At 44.5% G+C, this 18836-nt stretch carries 18 protein-coding genes; 9 read left to right on the top strand and 9 right to left on the bottom strand.

Annotated elements, in window-relative coordinates; all coding sequences use genetic code 11:
• Positions 1 to 19 precede the first annotated feature (19 nt).
• The gene (locus tag K5Q73_RS15565; protein WP_220762527.1) at positions 20 to 1327 is read right to left on the bottom strand and encodes a sigma-54-dependent Fis family transcriptional regulator; all 1308 of its coding nucleotides are present in this window, start codon (positions 1325 to 1327) and stop codon (positions 20 to 22) included.
• On the bottom strand, positions 1314 to 2225 hold the full coding sequence (locus tag K5Q73_RS15560; protein WP_220762529.1) for an OmpA family protein: 912 nt from the start codon (positions 2223 to 2225) through the stop codon (positions 1314 to 1316). The genes K5Q73_RS15565 and K5Q73_RS15560 overlap by 14 nt, the downstream gene beginning before the upstream one ends.
• Before the next feature lie 542 nt (positions 2226 to 2767).
• On the opposite strand from K5Q73_RS15560, the gene K5Q73_RS15555 reads away from it, so the two are divergent.
• The 8 genes from K5Q73_RS15555 (at position 2768) to K5Q73_RS15520 (ending at position 9266) form a co-directional block, all read left to right on the top strand.
• Positions 2768 to 3649, top strand: a complete 882-nt coding sequence (locus tag K5Q73_RS15555; protein ID WP_220762531.1) for a FliM/FliN family flagellar motor switch protein — start codon at positions 2768 to 2770, stop codon at positions 3647 to 3649.
• A complete protein-coding gene (gene fliN / locus K5Q73_RS15550) occupies positions 3642 to 3998 on the top strand; it encodes a flagellar motor switch protein FliN (protein WP_220762533.1) in 357 nt (118 codons plus the stop codon). Before K5Q73_RS15555 ends, fliN begins: the two co-directional genes overlap by 8 nt.
• 2 nt (positions 3999 to 4000) lie before the next feature.
• Positions 4001 to 4729 carry a flagellar type III secretion system pore protein FliP gene (gene fliP, locus K5Q73_RS15545; protein ID WP_220762535.1) on the top strand — a complete coding sequence of 243 codons (729 nt, stop codon included), beginning with the start codon at positions 4001 to 4003 and terminating at the stop codon, positions 4727 to 4729.
• A gap of 34 nt (positions 4730 to 4763) precedes the next feature.
• Positions 4764 to 4910 (top strand): hypothetical protein, encoded by a 147-nt coding sequence (locus K5Q73_RS15540; RefSeq protein WP_220762537.1) that lies wholly within the window; start codon positions 4764 to 4766, stop codon positions 4908 to 4910.
• 4 nt (positions 4911 to 4914) lie between these two features.
• The gene (gene fliQ / locus K5Q73_RS15535; RefSeq protein WP_220762539.1) at positions 4915 to 5184 is read left to right on the top strand and encodes a flagellar biosynthesis protein FliQ; all 270 of its coding nucleotides are present in this window, start codon (positions 4915 to 4917) and stop codon (positions 5182 to 5184) included.
• A 78-nt stretch (positions 5185 to 5262) separates the two neighbouring features.
• Entirely contained in the window at positions 5263 to 6042 is a 780-nt protein-coding gene (gene fliR / locus K5Q73_RS15530) for a flagellar biosynthetic protein FliR (protein ID WP_220762548.1), read from the top strand.
• Positions 6039 to 7169: a flagellar biosynthesis protein FlhB gene (gene flhB, locus K5Q73_RS15525; RefSeq protein WP_220762550.1), complete on the top strand. Its 1131-nt coding sequence runs from the start codon at positions 6039 to 6041 to the stop codon at positions 7167 to 7169. The genes fliR and flhB overlap by 4 nt, the downstream gene beginning before the upstream one ends.
• A gap of 15 nt (positions 7170 to 7184) precedes the next feature.
• Positions 7185 to 9266 (top strand): flagellar biosynthesis protein FlhA, encoded by a 2082-nt coding sequence (locus tag K5Q73_RS15520; protein ID WP_220762559.1) that lies wholly within the window; start codon positions 7185 to 7187, stop codon positions 9264 to 9266.
• Between the two features lie 50 nt (positions 9267 to 9316).
• Here the strand turns inward: K5Q73_RS15520 and K5Q73_RS15515 are convergent, their stop codons facing one another.
• From K5Q73_RS15515 to K5Q73_RS15485, 7 genes are all read right to left on the bottom strand, one after another.
• Entirely contained in the window at positions 9317 to 10288 is a 972-nt protein-coding gene (locus K5Q73_RS15515) for an alpha/beta fold hydrolase (protein ID WP_220762561.1), read from the bottom strand.
• A gap of 354 nt (positions 10289 to 10642) precedes the next feature.
• Positions 10643 to 12433 (bottom strand): DUF885 family protein, encoded by a 1791-nt coding sequence (locus K5Q73_RS15510; RefSeq protein WP_220762563.1) that lies wholly within the window; start codon positions 12431 to 12433, stop codon positions 10643 to 10645.
• Between the two features lie 162 nt (positions 12434 to 12595).
• On the bottom strand, positions 12596 to 13972 hold the full coding sequence (hemN, locus tag K5Q73_RS15505; protein ID WP_083766665.1) for an oxygen-independent coproporphyrinogen III oxidase: 1377 nt from the start codon (positions 13970 to 13972) through the stop codon (positions 12596 to 12598).
• A gap of 249 nt (positions 13973 to 14221) precedes the next feature.
• The gene (locus K5Q73_RS15500; RefSeq protein WP_220762565.1) at positions 14222 to 14689 is read right to left on the bottom strand and encodes a DUF2489 domain-containing protein; all 468 of its coding nucleotides are present in this window, start codon (positions 14687 to 14689) and stop codon (positions 14222 to 14224) included.
• Positions 14690 to 14780: 91 nt separating this feature from the next.
• Entirely contained in the window at positions 14781 to 15317 is a 537-nt protein-coding gene (gene yihI / locus K5Q73_RS15495) for a Der GTPase-activating protein YihI (RefSeq protein WP_220762567.1), read from the bottom strand.
• A 52-nt stretch (positions 15318 to 15369) separates the two neighbouring features.
• Positions 15370 to 16038 carry a methyltransferase domain-containing protein gene (locus tag K5Q73_RS15490; RefSeq protein ID WP_220762569.1) on the bottom strand — a complete coding sequence of 223 codons (669 nt, stop codon included), beginning with the start codon at positions 16036 to 16038 and terminating at the stop codon, positions 15370 to 15372.
• 1091 nt (positions 16039 to 17129) lie between these two features.
• Positions 17130 to 17750, bottom strand: a complete 621-nt coding sequence (locus tag K5Q73_RS15485) for a cytochrome c4 (RefSeq protein WP_220762571.1) — start codon at positions 17748 to 17750, stop codon at positions 17130 to 17132.
• Between the two features lie 169 nt (positions 17751 to 17919).
• Between K5Q73_RS15485 and yihA the strand changes: the two genes are divergently transcribed.
• On the top strand, positions 17920 to 18597 hold the full coding sequence (yihA, locus tag K5Q73_RS15480; protein WP_220762593.1) for a ribosome biogenesis GTP-binding protein YihA/YsxC: 678 nt from the start codon (positions 17920 to 17922) through the stop codon (positions 18595 to 18597).
• Positions 18598 to 18836: the final 239 nt, after the last annotated feature.

Below are 18836 nucleotides of genomic sequence, written 5' to 3'. Positions count from 1 at the left end.
TGATAGACCTAGACTGTGATTACGCGGCATGACCTGCTTGAGCTAGGAGCCGTTCAATATCGATCCCTTCTTCTCGCATTTGAGCGAGCTTGTATCGCAATGCTCGTGTTGTCATACCCAAGGCCTCGGCGGTTTGGATCCTATGGCCGTTATGGCGCTTAAGTGTGTCAATAATGTATTGGAACTCAGCCTGACGCTTAGACGCCTTGAGCCCTAACTCATTTTGTTCGACTAAAACTGCACCGTCTTGATTGGCAAGGCCGAGATCTTCAGCCTGTAACGCTTGGCCGCGTCGCATAACGAGCGCGCGTTGGATAGTATTTTCAAGTTCGCGCACATTGCCGGGCCAGCAGTGGCTTAAGAGTAGGCTTCGCGCCTGTTCACTGAAGTAGCATTGCTGATTTGCTGCGAGAATTTTATATCGCTGCAAGAAATGTTCGGCGATGGGCAGAATGTCCTCACGTCTCTGACGCAAAGGTAATATCTTGATCGGCAGTACATCTAAGCGATAGAAGAGATCTTCTCTAAATTTGCCATCTTGCACCGCTTGACGCAGATCTTTGTTAGTGGAAGCGATGACGCGAATGTTTAACGGAATCGACTTGTGACTGCCTAATCGTTCAACTTCTCTCTCTTGTAGTACACGCAGCAGCTTAGCTTGCAAAAGCAGCGGCATTTCACCTATTTCATCGAGCAGTAGTGTTCCGCCATTGGCGAGTTCGAATTTACCGGGCTGATCTGTTGTTGCGCCTGTAAATGCACCTTTGGTATGACCAAATAGAATCGATTCTAGAATGCTTTCAGGGATAGCCGCGCAGTTGATTGCGATAAAGGCTTTATCGGCTCGGTTGGAATGGCGGTGAATATATCTAGCCAGTGGTTCTTTACCTGTTCCACTTTCGCCTGTGAGCAGTACTGTAGCTTCTGTGCTTGCAGCTCTATGAGCTAGCATTAGCAGCTGACGACTAACTGGAGCCGCGCAAATTAACTCATTATTGGGCAGTTCTAAACGGCGTAATCTTTGTAGTAGTGAGCAAAGTTGCTCTTCATCAATCGGCAGCAATAGATAATCTTGCACACCACACTGCATCGCGATACTGGCAAGTTCGGACTGCTCAGGGTTGAGTAGGGCAACTTGGTGCTTCCCCGGAAATTGTCTTAGCCGTAGGAGTACATCCTGACTGGTGCAATTAGAAAGATTGATCAAGCTTAACCAGGGGTTGTGTTTGCCGTCTGGTAGCCAAAAATTAAAGCCCTGTTGTGTCAGTCTATTCTGGCTAGAAAGGGATAGATCTGCATCGACAAATCTTAAACTAGAACGATTCATTTTTAGCTCTCAAAGCTGGGGTCACAGAATTTTTTTCAGACTTTACTAAGCGCAAAGTGACTCGACGGTTTAGTTCTCGGCCTTCGGTGCTGTTGTTGCTCGCAACAGGGGTTCGAGTGCCGTGATGTCGCGTTTGGATCATCTTTGCTGACACCCCAAGCTCTATTAGCCTTGAAACCACTTCATCGGAGCGCTCTTTACTTAGTACTAAGTTGGCTAAGTGGTCTCCGGACGCATCGGCGTGACCGTCTACTAATACTTCAACAATACTCGGATCGGCTTGCAGGTAACGATAAACAGCATAGAGATCTTGTTCATGATCAGCATTTAAAAGGCTTGAACTAGGAGCAAATAAGAACTCTAAACGTCGTAAATAGGTAAATGGCTTTGGCAGTAATTGCTGGCGACAGAGTCTAAATTGATTCGCCACCGATTGGGTTGATACTGGGCTGGCATTGATTAGATAGTGACTGTTATCTGCAGCAGAAATAGCGACTTGCCAGGTGTGTCCCTGTTCTAGGGCTTCTAAAAAGGCTGCGGTCTGGTGTTGGCTCGTCGCCTTGGCTCCAAACCAATTTAATGAGGTCGTAGCAATTCGCTGGTGAGGCTTTTCCTGCCAAGAGGCGGGGACGACCCAAGCTTGGCTCTGGGTATTATTTAAAGAAAGCCAGTCTGCTTGCAAGGATAGGGCGAGAGGCTCTCCAGGAGTCGCGCTAAGCTGTAATGTGCCGAAGCTCTGTACTCTATGGCTAATTTCACAGCCAAACAGATCTCCTGAAAACTCCCAATGGGCTTTTTCAAAAGGAGTTTGATAGTTAACTGGCGCAGCAAGTGCGTTATTTGTGATGTTTGTACAAATAAAAATTAAACAGATTAATATATAAACTGACTTTTTCAATTGTGCATAACCCTTAAAATAGAGACTGAAACTTTATTATTTTAGTTGTAGTTTTTTTAAGGTTGCCAATTAAACACGTAATATTAAAATATGTAAAACTTTTTATTTTTATTTTAAGGTTTAATCAAGTTTTTAAAACTTAACCTAAAGTTAAGTGTGTTTTTAGTAGATGTATTGTAAGCTTGCGCTTATATTAATGAGCTTCTTTCTTGCTTGTTTTTAATACTAAATTTGAGTTTTTTACATTACTATCGTCATGGTTGTTAGTTTAAGTCGTTGATTTTTTATGTTTATCATTCTTTCTTCTTAAATTGTTCAAATAAAATTAAAGTTTTTTTTAAAACTGTCGCTTTATAGGGTGGTTTATTTTTTGTGCTTAATTGCTTTTATTTTGCACCCATATTCTCGACTAGTTTAATAATGTTTGTTGTTGTGTTTGTTGCTAGCTTTATTTATTTAGTCATTATTTTGTCGCGCGTCATTTAAATAGCTATTTTAATTAAGCGTCGATTGTTTGACGTTCTTTTGTTGTGAGATTTAAGATGAAAACAACTGCTAAAGCCAATTTAATTAAATCTAACCAGGGAGTGGAAGTTAGACCCGTCGCCTTGATCAAAGAAAAGTTAGCGAGAAGCCGATTATTGGTGCAATTAGACCAATGTCTGCGCCCAATAATGGATGCCGTAAATGAACTACTACACCCCATTATCCGTCAAGGTCATCATGGGTTATCACAAGTTTCGTTAACTACGAAATCAAGTTCGTATATACCTGAATTGCATCATGCCTGGTTCTTATTAAGCTACAATCGAATCGCATTAGGCTGGTGGCGAATAGATAAATGCACTTTAGATCAGTTAGCTAGTGGTTATTATGGAGCCTTTTCTAGTACGCCTAAATCTCCATTAAGATCGCCGAGTCAATCAGAGTATCGCTTAGTTAAGCGGCTGATGATTGCGGCAATTAAATGCTTACCCATCACAGAGATCGATGAGGATGGGCTTGAGCTAGAACTCATCACCAATCAAACCCCAATAAAGGCTCCTGTCTGTTGTGAGCTCAGCTTTCCTGCTGCGCACAGCGGTCCACCGATGTTATTTTTTATGAGTGAGCACCTGCTTGGACTGATGGCTGAATTACCCAGCCAATATCAAGCCGATCCCGCCTTATCGGAAAAGCTCGCTCACAGACTTAGACAGATCCCACTAAGAGTATTACTCGAGTTGGGGCACCAAAGTACATCTTTGACTTCGCTACAAAATTTGGCCGTGGGTGATATTTTACCGATGAACTTGCACTCGCGCTGTCCCGTTACCGTCGGTAAACGTCCACTTTTTTATGCCACGGTTCATACCCATGAGGGGCAAATGGTGGCCAAACTGACCCAAGAAGCTTTTTACATGGAGGAGCAATCCAATGGCTGAACATAACATTTTACAAGATGAAGATTTTTTATTGGATGATGAGTTTTTTACCGAAGAGGAGAGCCATCAGCCAAAATCTCAAGCTAAGCCAGTTAAAGATATGTCTTTTTTCCATCAACTACCGGTACAGGTGACCTTGGAGTTAGCCAGTGCTGAGATGTCTCTGGGAGAATTGACAAAAATGGGCGAGGGCGATGTTGTAGCACTCGATCGTATGGTTGGTGAGCCTCTAGACATTCGCGTCAATGGTGCTTTGCTAGGCAGAGGCGAAGTGGTTGAAGTAAATGGCCGTTATGGTGTGCGTTTACTTGAAGTAGAAGCTATCAGTCTAACTGGAGCAAATGACTGATTATGTGGCGAGCTTTGCTGATTTTACTCTTAGGCTTTTCATCGACGGCATATGCCAATGATGGCTTAACATTATTCACGTTAAATGATGGTGCTGACTCTGAGTCAGTGAGCGTAAAGTTGGAAATTTTGGCATTAATGACAGTGCTAAGTTTCCTACCAGCTATGTTGATGATGCTTACCAGTTTTACTCGCATCATTGTGGTATTGGGCATACTACGCCAAGCATTAGGCTTGCAGCAAAGTCCTCCTAATAAGGTGCTGATTGGAATCGCACTGGTGATGACGATATTTATCATGCGCCCCGTTGGAGAAGAGATTTATGAGAAAGCTTTCCTACCTTACGATCAAGGGTTAATTGAGTTACCTGAGGCGGTAGAGCGTGGAGAAAAGCCGCTTCGCCAGTTTATGTTGGCACAAACCCGCGAAACCGATCTTGAACAGATGCTAAAGATTGCTGATGAACCAACGACCTTGACCGCAGAGGAAATCCCGTTCTTTGTGTTGATGCCAGCCTATGTCTTAAGTGAGTTGAAAACGGCTTTTCAGATTGGTTTCTTGCTGTTCTTACCCTTTTTGGTGATCGACTTGGTGGTTGCAAGCGTGTTGATGTCTATGGGCATGATGATGCTGTCACCGCTAATTATTTCATTGCCATTTAAATTAATGGTGTTTGTATTAGTCGATGGCTGGTCGATGACGGTGAGCACCTTAGTTGCCAGTTATGGTTAGCCTACATTCTTTTGTACGATTAGGAAGGTTTTAAATGAGTATTAGGCTGCAGGATGAGCAGGAACTTACTGTTTCCATCGCCGATATTATTTATCTGTTTCTCGGCTTGATGATGATTGGCTTAGTGGCATTAAATGATTGGCCCAGCGTCATCTCTATGCTCATTGCTGGAGTGTTTTAGGCTTATGGATGTAAATGAACTGACATCCTTTTTTGCCGATGCCGTCTATTTGGTGATCGCTATGGTGGGGGTCTTAGTACTTCCAAGCTTAATCGTTGGTTTGGTGGTGGCTGTGTTTCAAGCCGCCACTCAGGTGAATGAGCAAACCTTAAGCTTTTTACCTCGTTTGGTTATTACCCTGCTGATGGTGCTATTTGCTGGTGAATGGATGTTGATGCAGATGAGCGACTTATTTCAGCGCCTATTTCTTAACATTCCCCACCTGATAGGCTGAGACAATTGCATAATTTGAATACGATTTTAGCTGACGAAGCCCAAGCTAATAGCTATGCAAACTTAAATGGTTAGCTGAATGCTGTCTCTTACTTCTACCCAACTTAGTACTTTTATTGGCACTTTCTGGTGGCCATTCTGCCGAATCATGGGGGCCTTTATGGTCATGCCATTTTTAAGCAGTACTTATATCCCTGTCACGGTACGAATTCTATTAGCATTAACATTATCGGCGCTGGTAGCCCCGATTCTGCCGCCATTACCTGAAGTTGATGCAATCTCGATACATGCACTTTTGTTAGCCGTTGAGCAGCTGTTGCTTGGGTTTATGATGGCGCTGTTTCTCACTATCATGCTCTATGTTATGACACAGCTCGGTGAGATGCTGTCGATGCAGATGGGTCTGGCGATGGCGGTGATGAACGACCCCTCTAGTGGTGGCTCGCACCCTATTCTTGGTCAATGGTTCTTACTCTATGGCACCTTGCTATTCCTCGTGCTTGACGGGCACTTAGTGGCGATTGGTGTGCTGGTCGATAGCTTTAGATTATGGCCTGTCGGTATGGGTGTGTTTGACCTACCGTTAATGGGGCTAATCGGCCGCATTAGTTGGCTGTTTGCGGCTTCGTTTATGCTGGCTCTGCCTTCTATTCTAGCTATGTTAATGGTCAATATTACCTTCGGTGTCTTGAGTCGTTCAGCGCCGTCACTCAACGTTTTTGCCCTGGGCTTCCCGATGTCTATGTTGATGGGATTGCTATGTGTTTTCTTTTCATTCAGTGGTTTACCCAGTCGTTATAGTGATCTCTGTTTAGATGCTTTGTCTGCCATGTATCAGTTTATTGGGGGGATAACATGAGTAAGGATACTGGGCAGAGTAAAACGGAAGATGCAACCCCCAAAAAGCTTAAACAAGCCCGTGATCAGGGGCAGGTTCCTCGCTCGAAAGATTTCACTTCTGCCGCTTTAGTTATTGGTTGCGCATTGTTACTCACAACGAGTGCCGGTGAGATTGGTGCGAGAGTGGCGCAGCTGGCGCGAACCAATATGCAATTCACTAAAGCACAATTAGATGAGCCTGGCATGATGACTCGCCATTTAGCTCAGGCGCTGCTGGAAATTCTCTATATCCTTGCCCCCTTGTTTGTCTTAGTGGCCTTAATCGCCATGATCGCCGGCGCTATGCCTGGTGGTTTGATATTTAACTTGGGTAATGCAGGCTTTAAATACAGCCGTATCGATCCAATAGCGGGTCTTGGCAGAATGGTATCGATTAAGTCGTTTGCTGAACTAGTTAAGTCAGTACTTAAGATCGTATTGCTAGGCGGGATCATGTTGGTTTTTCTCGATAAGAACTTGCAAACCCTACTGACATTTACTCAATTACCTATCGATGAAGCGATTACGCGGGTGATTGAGATGCTATCACTCGGGGTGTTTTATTTAGGGCTGGGGCTGTTATTTATCGCGAGTATCGATCTGCCATTCCAATATTGGCAGCACCACAAGGATTTAAAAATGTCGTTGCAAGAGGTGAAGGACGAGCATAAACAGCAGGAGGGTAAGCCTGAGATTAAGGCCAAGATCCGCCAAATGCAGCAACGTATCAGCCGTTCAAGGGCCGATGTCTCTATTCCGAATGCCGATGTACTTTTGGTTAACCCCACTCATTATGCTGTCGCGTTAAAATATGATGCTAACAAAGCCGATGCGCCTTATGTGCTGACTAAGGGCACTGATGAGTTGGCGCTTTATATGCGAGAAGTCGCTAAGCGCCATGGTGTGGAGATCTTAGAGTTGCCACCGCTCACCAGGGCTATTTATTACTCGACAAATATTGAGCAACAGATCCCAGCTTCGCTTTTTGTGGCGATTGCTCATGTACTGACATATGTCATGCAAATTCGAGCCGCAAGGCAGGGTAAGCAAGCCAAGCCTGACCCTCTACCGCATTTTTTTATTCCGAATAACTTACGACACGATTAAAGGATATCTGATTTAATGAACTGGTTTTCGCGTACTTTTACCGGTAGCCCGGGCTATATAGGCATTCCTATTATGCTACTGGCCGTTTTGGCTATGGTGATCTTGCCTTTACCGCCATGGTTATTGGATATCCTGTTTACCTTCAATATCGTGTTGGCTGTGATGGTACTGCTGGCCAGTGTCTCGATCCGTAGACCTCTGGAACTTTCAGTTTTCCCTACCGTATTGCTATTGGCGACACTGTTACGTTTAACCTTGAACGTAGCCTCTACGCGAGTGGTGTTAATTGAGGGCCATGAAGGCGGCGATGCTGCGGGTAAGGTCATTCAGGCATTCGGTGAGGTGGTGATCGGCGGCAACTATGTTGTCGGTGGGGTGATCTTCTTAATCTTGATGATCATTAACTTTGTGGTGATCACTAAAGGTGGCGAACGAATTTCCGAGGTCTCGGCACGTTTTACCTTAGACGCCTTGCCCGGTAAGCAGATGGCGATTGATGCCGACTTAAATGCTGGCATATTGAGTCAAGAGCAGGCCAGAGAAAGGCGCAAGGAAGTGGCGAGTGAAGCCGACTTCTATGGTTCGATGGACGGTGCTTCTAAGTTCGTTCGTGGTGATGCCATAGCCAGTATGCTGATCCTCGCCATCAACATGTTGGGTGGTTTAGCCATCGGTATCTTCATGCATGACTTAGGCGCTGCCGATGCGTTTAAGACCTATGCATTGCTCACCATTGGTGACGGTTTGGTTGCTCAGATCCCATCATTGTTATTAGCGACTGCTGCGGCGATTATCGTCACGCGAGTGTCAGACGCTGAAGAGATGCCTGAACAGCTGCGCAATCAATTACTGGCCAACCCTAAAACGCTGGCCACATCAGCGGGTGTGATGTTCATTCTGGGTATTGTGCCTGGTATGCCAACATTCGTGTTCCTCTCTTTCGCGGCCTTACTCGGTTTTGCTGCTTGGAAACAGGAGGGGCGAGGGCCGGTAATCAAAGAGGCCAAAATTGAGCAACAGTTAGAGAGTAACTTAAGTGAACCCTCTGCGCCGAGTTGGGACGCGCTGCCTTATACCGATCTGATCGAGGTGCGTTTAGGTTATCGTTTAGTACACCTGGTTGAGCGTAGTAAAGGCGCCGAGCTACAAAAGCGCTTAACCGGTATTCGTCGAACCTTGTCTGAGCAGGCGGGATTTTTGCTGTCAGAGGTGAGGGTGCGCGATAACTTGTCTTTGGCTCCCAATGCTTATCAAATCAACATGATGGGCAACCCTGTGGTGACTGCCGAATTAGAGCCAGATCGTTTGATGGCGATTAAGAGTGGCCCGGTATTTGGTGATATAGATGGCATTATTACCAAGGAACCCGCCTATCAGATGGATGCGATTTGGGTGGAACAAGATCACAAGGCCAAGGCGTTGAACTTAGGTTATTCAGTGGTGGATAACGCCACGGTTATCGCTACCCATGTGAGTAAACTGATCCGTGAGTCATTACCCGATATGTTGCAACATGACGACGTATTGGCGCTTAGTGACCGACTCGCCAAGCAGTCACCTAAACTAGCCGAGGCTCTTAATGCCGCTTTGACGCCTATCTTGCAGCTTAAGGTGTATCGTTTATTGCTTAAAGAGCAGGTATCCCTCAAGGATATTCGCACCATTGCGACGACCTTGCTCGATTGCAGTGAGAATAGCAAAGACCCGGTTTTACTGGCGGCAGATGTGCGCTGCGCCCTGCGTAACTCGATTTTACACTCGATAGTGGGGACGGCAACTAAGTTGAATGTGATGACTCTAGCGCCGGAACTTGAGCAAACCTTGATGGTGGCACTGAATCAGTCTCAGCAGCAGGGAAAAGTTGCTCTCGATAGCTTCCCGGTCGATCCTCAGCTATTGGCGCAGTTACAGCAGCGGATGCCGCAATTGCTGGCTGAGGCAAAAGAGCAAGGGCATAGCCCACTGCTATTGGTTTCTCCACCGCTGCGTCCTATTCTAGCGCGTTACGCCTTGGCGTTTGCCCGCGGTTTACATGTCTTGTCTTACAATGAGATCCCGGAAACGCGGGAGCTAATGGTGGCGGGGCAGTTAGGTTAAGCTGCAGCACACAAAAAAGGGATAGCTAGCTATCCCTTTTTTATTGCTCGTTAGCTTACTTTTAAAAACTCGCATAATGCGTTGAGCGCAAGGTTGCGCGCCTTATCTCGCTCCATAAAAATCTCATGACGCGCATAAGGAATTTTGATTAAACGGCATTTGCCATATACGGCGCGATTCTGCGCACTATTAGCGACTATGGTGTCTTCTTCTGCCTGTAAGATGAGTAGCGGGATCGTGCTATTTCGAGCAGAAACTACCGCTTGTTCGGCGGCATCAATTGACTCGATCAACCAATGGTTGGTTGGCGAACCGAGCTGCAGTTGGGGCTGCTGGCGGTATAGTTCACGGTAGTCGTCATAGCGTAGCTTACTGTGGGTCAGATCATTCTTATCAAATGGGTCTGCATGATAGCCTTTGCCACCCAAGATATAGTTAGGCTGCTTAGCATTATCGAGTAAAGACGCTAGGCCGCGGATAAAGGCTTTAGGAAGGGGGAGCTTAATGCCATACATAGGCGCTGAAAATACCGCGGCCTTAAAGGTTGCCGGGTACTGGCTTAGATAAAGCGTACCGATAGCTCCGCCCATAGAGTGGCCAACCAGGTAGTAGCTTTCCATTGCATGCGGTTTGACAATCTTAGTGATAAATTCGGCGAAATCGTCGACATAACGCTGGAACTTGTCGATATGTCCCTGATGAGGGTTGGCTGTTGTGCGTGCCGATAACCCCTGACCGCGATGATCGATAGCAAACAAGCTGTAGCCTTGCTGGTACAGATCAAACATCAGCTCTTTGTATTTCAGATAGGATTCGACTCGCCCACTGCTAATCACTATGGTGCCAATACTATTTGGATGAGTGATACGGGCATAGGCTAAGCTGATATCATCACGGGTCTTAAAGCTCGACTGCGTTACTTGCTGCCAAAAGACTTTCTGCTCTGGACTATTAAGATGGTGCTCAGATGAAAAGCTGACAGGAGTATTAGTGTTCATATAGGGCTCTGTAGCAATCGACATGATGTGATTCTATTTAGTGATCTTGCACGCAGTGTAGCAAACTTGTTTAGCCAGACTCTAGCGAAACATAGACCTTAAAAACAGCCCATTAAAAAAGCCACTAATGCGGGTAAATTAAGCCTAAATCTGGTTAGTGAACAAAAAACGAAGACCCAGCACCAACGGGGAGCTTTGCTTTAAAAGCGATTAAACCACGAAGCGCGCACTTCGTTTGCTACACGGAGGGCACGAAGAAAAGATGGATTTCCTTCGTGCTCTTCGTGTCCTCTGTGGTTCATTGTTATCTTTTAAAGTCAGCAGATTGTTCTGAGTACGTCATTCACTTTATCCTGTATGACGCAGCGCAGGCATCGATTAGATAGCGGCTTTCTGTGACGCAATAAAGTCGTTTATCTGTTGCTCCAGTACTGACATTGGTACAGAACCATTGGCTAAGATAGCGTCATGGAAGGCGCGAATATCAAAGTTTTCACCGAGTTCATCTTCTGCTTGAGCGCGCAAACGTTTAATTGTCAGCTCACCAATCTTGTATGAAAGGGCTTGCCCTGGCCAGTTGATGTAACGGTCAATTTCAGTGTTGACGTTATGCATAGACAGTGCGGTGTTGCTGGCCATAAAATCGATTGCCTGTTGACGCGACCAACCTTTGGCGTGCATGCCAGTATCGACCACTAGACGTGCAGCGCGCCACATCTCGTAGGTAAGGCGACCAAAGTTACTATATGGGTCTTGGTAGAAACCTGCTTCTAAACCTAGATATTCAGAATATAACCCCCAGCCTTCACCAAACGCCGAGATATAGCTGTAGCGACGAAAGTTGGGTAGGTCGGTTAACTCCTGATTGAGTGCGATTTGTAGATGATGACCGGGCACGGCTTCATGCAGTGTCAGTGCCTCCATCTCGTACAGTGGACGCTTATCCAGCGCGTAGGTATTCACCCAGTAATAGCCTGCTTCATCTGCGCGATTCGAACCAGAGTAACGCCCTGTGGTGTATTTAGGCGCGATTTCGGCGGGTACTGGCTCGATACCATAAGGCTGGCGCGGTAGTTTGCCGAAATACTTAGGCAGCATAGCATCGGCCTTTTTGGCGATATAGGCTGCTTCCTTGAGTAACTCTTCAGCTGTCTTTGGGTAGAACTGCGGATCTGTTCTTAGAAAGTGTAAGAACTCGGCAAAGCTGCCCTTAAAGCCAACCTCTTCGATGATTTGCTGCATCTCTTCGCGGATCCGTTTAACCTCTTTTAGGCCCAGTTGGTGCACTTCATCAGAGGTCATATCTAAGGTGGTGTAATAGCGCACGCGGTTCTCATAGAAGGCTTCACCGTCGGGAAGGTCGTAGGTGGCGATGCTTATCCGAGTATTGGGAATATATTCAGTGGTGATGAAGTCGAAGAAGGCTTGGTATTGAGGCAGCACAGTATCTTGTACCAAGGCGCGGCCTTGCTCTGTCAGTTCAGCTTTTTCAGCCTCAGTAAAATGGGCTGGATACTCAGTGAATGGCTGGAAGTAACCACTCTCTTCTACAGGCACGATAAAGGCGCAGATGCTGGTTTCAAACCCTTTGAGTGTGGCCCTAGCGGGAGTGATACCTGCTGCTAGACCTTGCTTTAGCCAGTCAGTTTGTTGAATGAAGTATTCAGGTAGCGCTTGCAGTTGCTTGATATAGTTTTGGTAGTCTTCAACTTTGTTAAAGCGTCCCTTAGCAATTGAGGCGATATAGGCATGAAAGCCACCTTCCGCCGATATGGGCATGTAGTGATCTTTATAACGGAACTGATCGACATCATTTTGCAGTTGGTCGCGTAAGATCTGCGCGTTAATCGCATCACTTTTGGTCAGGCTTGTTTGGTCAATTTGTTTCAGTTGGCTAAGTATTTGCTGCCGACGCTGATCTAATGTTGCTAATGACTGTGGTGATAAGTCTTGCAGCAGCCCAGCTTTAGAAACATCACCTAGCGAATAGGCAAAGCTTGGACTGGCATCGAGAGAGACTTGCCAAGCGGCGTCTATCAGTGATTGTAACTGGGTATTGGTCGCTACTTGTTGAGTGCTGACGTCTTGAGGTGGTGCTGTAATTACTGTCGTGGTTTGGCAGGCGCCGAGCCCCAAGACTAGTACAGAGGGAAGAAGGTACTTATACATAAATCATCCTTTATTATTTTAATTATGAGGCTGATTATGCCGTTACCAATTGCAAAGGTCACGGATGAAAATTATACGAAATGTGACAAGCTGGACTTTCAGTTTTTTCAGGTACAAAAAAGCCGACTAATGCCGGCTTTTAAGGAGTCTAATCAGATGTGATTAGATAACGCGAGAGAACTGTTGTTGTCTTGCTTTTTCACGGTAGTAAACGTCGAAACAGATACAGATGTTGCGGATCAATAAGCGGCCAGTTGGGCTGATAGTGATTTTGCGGTCTGTGATATCGACTAGCTTATCATCGATGAAGGTTTGCAGTAGTTTAAGATCTTCTGCAAAGTACTCTTCGAAGTTGATGTTTAGCTTCTCTTCAATCTTCGCCATATCTAGGTCGAAGTGGCAGATAAGCTGCTTAATGACTACACGGCGAATTTCGTCGTCACGGTTTAAGCTACAACCTTTCCAAAGCGCATGACCATTAGCATCGATAGACTCGAAGTATGGACGAATGTCTTTTTGGTTCTGTGCGTAGCAATCGCCAATCTGGCTGATTGAAGACACACCTAGACCCAATAGGTCACACTCTTCTTGAGTAGTGTAACCTTGGAAGTTACGGTGTAAACGGCCTTCGTTCTGCAGAATCGAGAGCTCATCATCTGGCTTAGCAAAGTGGTCCATACCAATGTACTGGTAACCCGCACCGGTTAGGGTCTCGATAGTTTGGTGCAACATATCAAGCTTTTGCTGTGGTGATGCTAGATCTTCATCTTTAATCTTACGCTGGGCTGCAAAACGAGACGGCAGGTGAGCGTAGTTAAATACTGATAGACGGTCTGGATTTAGATCCAGTACGCGCTGCATGGTTTCAGCAAAAGTCTCAGGCGTTTGGTGAGGCAAGCCGTAGATTAGGTCGATGTTAGTTGAAACAAAACCTAGCTCTTTAGCTCGTGCCATTAGGTCGAAGATAAACTGCTCGTCTTGCTCACGGTTTACTGCAACTTGAACCTTCTTATTGAAGTCTTGCACACCGATAGATATACGGTTGAAGCCCGCTTCTTTTAGAGTGTCTAGCATCGACAGCTCGATTTCACGAGGATCGACTTCAATTGAGTATTCACCTACATCGGCAACGTTGAAGTTAGCCTTGATGAGTGCTGATAACTTAAGAATTTGCTCAGGAGTTAGGAATGTCGGTGTACCGCCACCCCAGTGAATTTGGGTCACTAAGTAATTTTTAAACAGCGGTGCGCGTTTAACGATTTCAGCCGCTAGATACTCAATGTACTGATCGGCTTTATGTTGATGACGAGTGATAACTTTATTGCAGCCACAGTAGTAACAAAGCTTGGCGCAGAAAGGAATATGGATATAAAGAGAAAGCTTGTCACTCTTGCTGTTCTTGATAGAAGTCAGCAATTTTTCCTCGGTAAACGAGTCATCGAATTCCAAGGCCGTCGGATAAGAAGTATAACGTGGACCGCTATAATTGTACTTTTCGATCATTGACTGATCCCAACTAATTGGGGTGGGCTGCTTCAAGGCGTGTCCTCCGGCGTGTAGTTTAGCAACATGTGAAGTATGCACGGTTATTTGTTGAATAACCTTGATCCATGTTGTAAAAATTCAATATGGGTAGCAAAGTGTGACTGAATATCGCTGAAAATGAGGTGGATGTCTGTGGTCTTGGGAAAATTTTGTGCACAGACTCACCCTATATGAGCAAAATATGTCATATCTGCGATTTGGATGCTGCCCTTTTAAAGCCAGTAATCTCTATCGCATCGAATATTAGTGTAATAAGCCGAGGTTTAGTTCACTAAGTTGCTTGGCTTCTTCTAATATTTTGAGCTCTAGCTCACTTTCAGAACGCATACGCGCGAAGTCGAGTTTCATGCGCTGTTGTTTGTCTAAAGCCTTACGCTGTTCTTTGATTGGGTGTGCTTTAATAACGTCAAAGTGCTGAAAAATGGCGGGGTACTGGCTGGCGATGCGCTCAGATATCCCGACTAACTGAGACAGCTTAGCAATGCGCATGACACCTTCTGACAGTTCACAGCGTTCTTCTAGCATCGCGGTAGCGATATAGCGAATATTGTCGAGCAGTTCATTCGCCTTGGCTTTGGCAGCATCGGCTCGCTCTTGTTTCAGCTTGGCTTGGAGTTGTTTTTGCTTACGCACTTTAATCAGTAGGTAGCCAGCGTAGGCTGCCAGTGCAACGACGATAATGATGGCGAGGACAATAAAGGTTGTAGTCATGCAAAACCCTAACGGTAAGTGAGAGAAAGAGACGATTATGGATAAAAATATGGCATCAATAAAGATGCCATAGGGGTATACACATTAAGAGTTAATCTTTGTGTTGGTAGTCTTTTAGCAGATCTGCGCCAGACTCAAACTTATCAAATAAGTCATCATCACTAACGGCTTTTCTGCTTTGTGGCTCATCGTCTTCTTCGTCGGTGATGCCCAGCTTTATCATTAGCGCTTCAATTTGATTTAACTGCTTGTCTAACCACTTTTGATCGTCTGTGTTCAGGTTCTTACCTTCTTCAAGCATATCTAGCAGGCCGTTTAGTCTTGGGTCTTCCTCAAGCTTCAACAACTTCTGCTCATCAGTTAGTTTTGGCCCTTGAGGCTTCTTCTCAACCTTAGCTTCGGTATTGATGTGCAGTTGAACAGGCTTTTTGCTGCCGTGACGTGGGTCAGCGCTCTTAGCTTTACCGCCGTTAGCTTGGCTTTCAATCATCGAAGCGTTATGACGACTTCCCGCTTTATTGCCAGCAACTTGTTTCTTGCCTGCAAGAACACGCTCTTTCTTTTTGGTTCTTGGGGCTAATTTTGGAGCATTATCGTTGCTCTTACGCATTTTCTTACTACGGGACATGATCGCTTATCTCGATAACTTAAAAGACTCTATTGCTGAAAAGCGTCTAGGCTCATACAACAACTGAAGTTTGGTCGCGTGTTATATCAGATCCTGATGGTTTTTGCACCAGAATGAGATCGTTTGCTGCAAATAATAGCTTAAAACCGACTTTGTTTGCTAGAAACTCAAAGGTTGCCTGCTGATAAAAGCTCACATGGGTCAGATTATTTTTATGGTGCCACTTTTCAAATGCGTTCAAATCACTCAATAGTGGCGTACAAATAGCCAGCCAGCCGCCAGGTTTAAGCAGTTGGGTTAGTAGATCCCATTCTTTAAAGGGAAAACGAAAGTGTTCAAACACTCGATAGCAGCAAATAAAATCATATTCTTGCTTAAGGGAGCGATTCCATGGTGCAAGGCTAGGATCATATTGATTGAGTTGATGACCTTTTTTACTGATTTTTCTCAGAGTCTTGTTGTCTAGGGTGCGGCCAAAGTTAAGCCCCAGCAAAGGCGTATGGCCATCGTCACATTGCTCGACAAGATCTAGCATAAATCTTGCGAGAGGGTTTTGTTTGTTATTGGCGAGGCGATACTTTTGCAGCTCAGCAGAAGGAGGTAAGTGTGAGTTGGCGTCTGCAAATACTAATTGGCATAGATGACAATGATACAAACAGCGTTTTTTATTGGCATAAAACCGAGTTGTATTATCACTATGACAAAGAGGGCATCTGCGCATATGTTCGCTAAACCAATGACTTAATTAATTTGAGTATAAATGAAGATATTATACCAATCAGTATAAATATTTAGTCACTCAGCGAGAATTTAGCGGTTTTGAGGCAAGGCAACGAATGAAGAGCATAGTTGAACTAGGTTCAAGGTCCCTCTTTGTTTATTGAGAGTCACTGCATCAGAATCGCTAAAACTCGCCATTCTGGAACGTTTTTGGCTGCCTACTTCTGCGTTGAATAGATTTATAAGGGAATAACCATTATTGCAGCTATTCGCCTAGAATTAGTTTGCCAAAAATCGTTCTGAGTTGATCAAATTCTTATACTGATTGGTATTAGAGGGAGAAATAAAAAAAGGCGACAGATTAATCTGTCGCCTCTATAAAGTGTCAATCGACACCAATTCTGATTTCAAGTATCCGTACTTGCTATGTGACTATCCCGGTCAATATCCATCTTATTTTTTGTCTGCTTTCCATGCATGTCTTATAGTTTATGGTCTTCCCGACACTTTATTTTTAGACCTGTCGTCTTCCCGACGACAGTTTCCGTAGATGGTCTTTAAAGACACATCACAATTTTTATTCGTCCATCCAATGACGCCTAAGTAACCATCCATGTATATTTTTTTAAGTATCTTCCAGTGATAACAAGCTTCCCGCAAGTGCATCCAAAGCATCAGCTTCCTTTGCTATGTTTGTATCCTACAAACACTTTCCTATTGGTAGATGTTTCTCTGAATGTAAGGGTCAATGCTAAATAGCGTTTTGGCCTTCCTAACCAAATCCTTACTAAATTCTTGCGACCTGGACTTCAAACTGAAATCTCGACTCTTATTATTTTTAGTGAGTGGTCTCAATATTATTGTTATTATTTCGTTACTTTATTCTTGTATCTTAAATGTATAAATACCGAAATCTGAAAGTTATTATTAAATAATTTTTGTACTAACAGTTGGGTTCATCTCGGTACGGGGCTTATTTAAACCTAGAACTGTGATCTCTGTCAAGAGGGTTTTGCCTTAAGTTTACGTAAACGTAAACGAGATGATATAAAAAAGGACGGTTAATCCGTCCTTTTTAGATCTTGCTAATATTTAGTTAAGGCTTGATATATATTTAGATAATGCTTCGATATCGGCTGCATTTAATTTTTTTGCAACGTCTTGCATCATGCCATTTAGGTCGTTGTTACGATTTGTATCGTGGAACTTATTTAGCTGGATCTTGATATAATTTGCATGTTGGCTGTTGATTGCAGGGAAACCTGCAAGCTCCATTCCTTTACCTTCAGGACCATGACATGCGATACAAGCAGTGATGCCGCGAGCAGAGTCACCAGTGGTATAAAGCTGCGCACCTAGCTCTGGGATATCTTTAACTTCGATATCTTTATTGGTTTGGCTAGCATAAAATGCCGCAAGGTCTGCGATATCTTGATCGCTAAGGGCGACAGACATACCGCCCATGATTGGGTCCATACGGCCTTCTTTTCCACCAGTCTGTGCTGCACTGCGGAAATCATGTAGCTGCTTTTCAAGGTAGGTAACGTGTTGACCAGCAAGCTTAGGGTACATGTCTATCATGCTGTTACCGTCAACACCGTGACAAGCAGAACAAACAATGGCTTTAGTTTTTCCGGCTTCGGCATTTCCTTCGGCCATAGCAGGTGAAGAGATTGTGGCTAAAACAGACAGCGCAAGAGCTAACTTTTTCATGGCGTTCCAACTTCTTATTAAAATATTTGTCCTGAGCTTACTAGGAAGACCCGCAAGCGTGATAAAATGTATTTTATGTGATCGGGGTAATATTTTACACTAAATTGTGAAAATGTAAGCAACTCTTCGATATTTATAAAAGTTTATGAGTAAAATTTTGGAGTTAATTGTGAGTGAATCTCGTATCGATTTCCGTAAAGCAGAGTTTTTAATTAGTGCACCTGATATTGCACATTTGAATGAATACCTCCCTGGTGATGTTGGGGTGGAGATCGCATTTGCGGGTCGTTCGAACGCGGGTAAGTCGAGTGCTTTAAATTTACTAACTGAGCAGAAAATTGCTCGAACCAGTAAAACGCCTGGACGTACGCAGTTAATTAACGTTTTTAGATTGGATAAACACCGTCGTTTGGTGGATTTACCGGGTTATGGTTTTGCTCAAGTACCTTTGGCTCTTAAGCTAAAGTGGCAAGAATCTTTGGGTGAATACTTGCTTAAGCGTGATTGTTTAAGCGGTGTGGTGGTATTGATGGATATCCGTCATCCACTAAAAGATCTTGATATGCAAATGATTGAGTGGGCAGTTCAGAGCCATATTCCTGTTTTAGCATTGTTAACCAAAGCTGATAAGCTAGGTCAAAGCGCTAGAATGAAGATGGTTAATGAAGTGCGCAAGAAACTAAGCCATTTTGAAGACGGCGTAAAGGTTGAGCCTTTCTCTTCATTAAAAGGGATTGGTAAAGGCAAGGTATTGGGGATTCTAGATAGTTGGTGTAAGCCAGAATGGTTGATGCAACAAATAGAAGCCGATGCGATTGCCGCTCAAGCCGAAGCTGACAACAAATAATCAATCTGTTGTTATATTGATTAGTCGCAGCTAGCTAAATGACGCTCCCAAATGGGGGCGTTTTTTTTGCCTCTATTACGATATTACTCAATTTCAGGCAAAAAAAAACCGACGGCATAAACCATCGGCATAAATTAGCTCTTTTGGGGAGAAGCTAAATTCAACAAGACTCAAGTTCAATCAAACTATGTTGATATCGCTCAATGAACACAGCATAACTCGAATTTTGTTCGATTTAA

Origin of the sequence: Shewanella sp. MBTL60-112-B2 (assembly GCF_019655055.1) — a bacterium.
Lineage (GTDB): Bacteria > Pseudomonadota > Gammaproteobacteria > Enterobacterales > Shewanellaceae > Shewanella.
The sequence above is the reverse complement of the archived record's forward strand: the minus strand, read 5'-3'. Positions and strand labels throughout refer to the sequence as shown.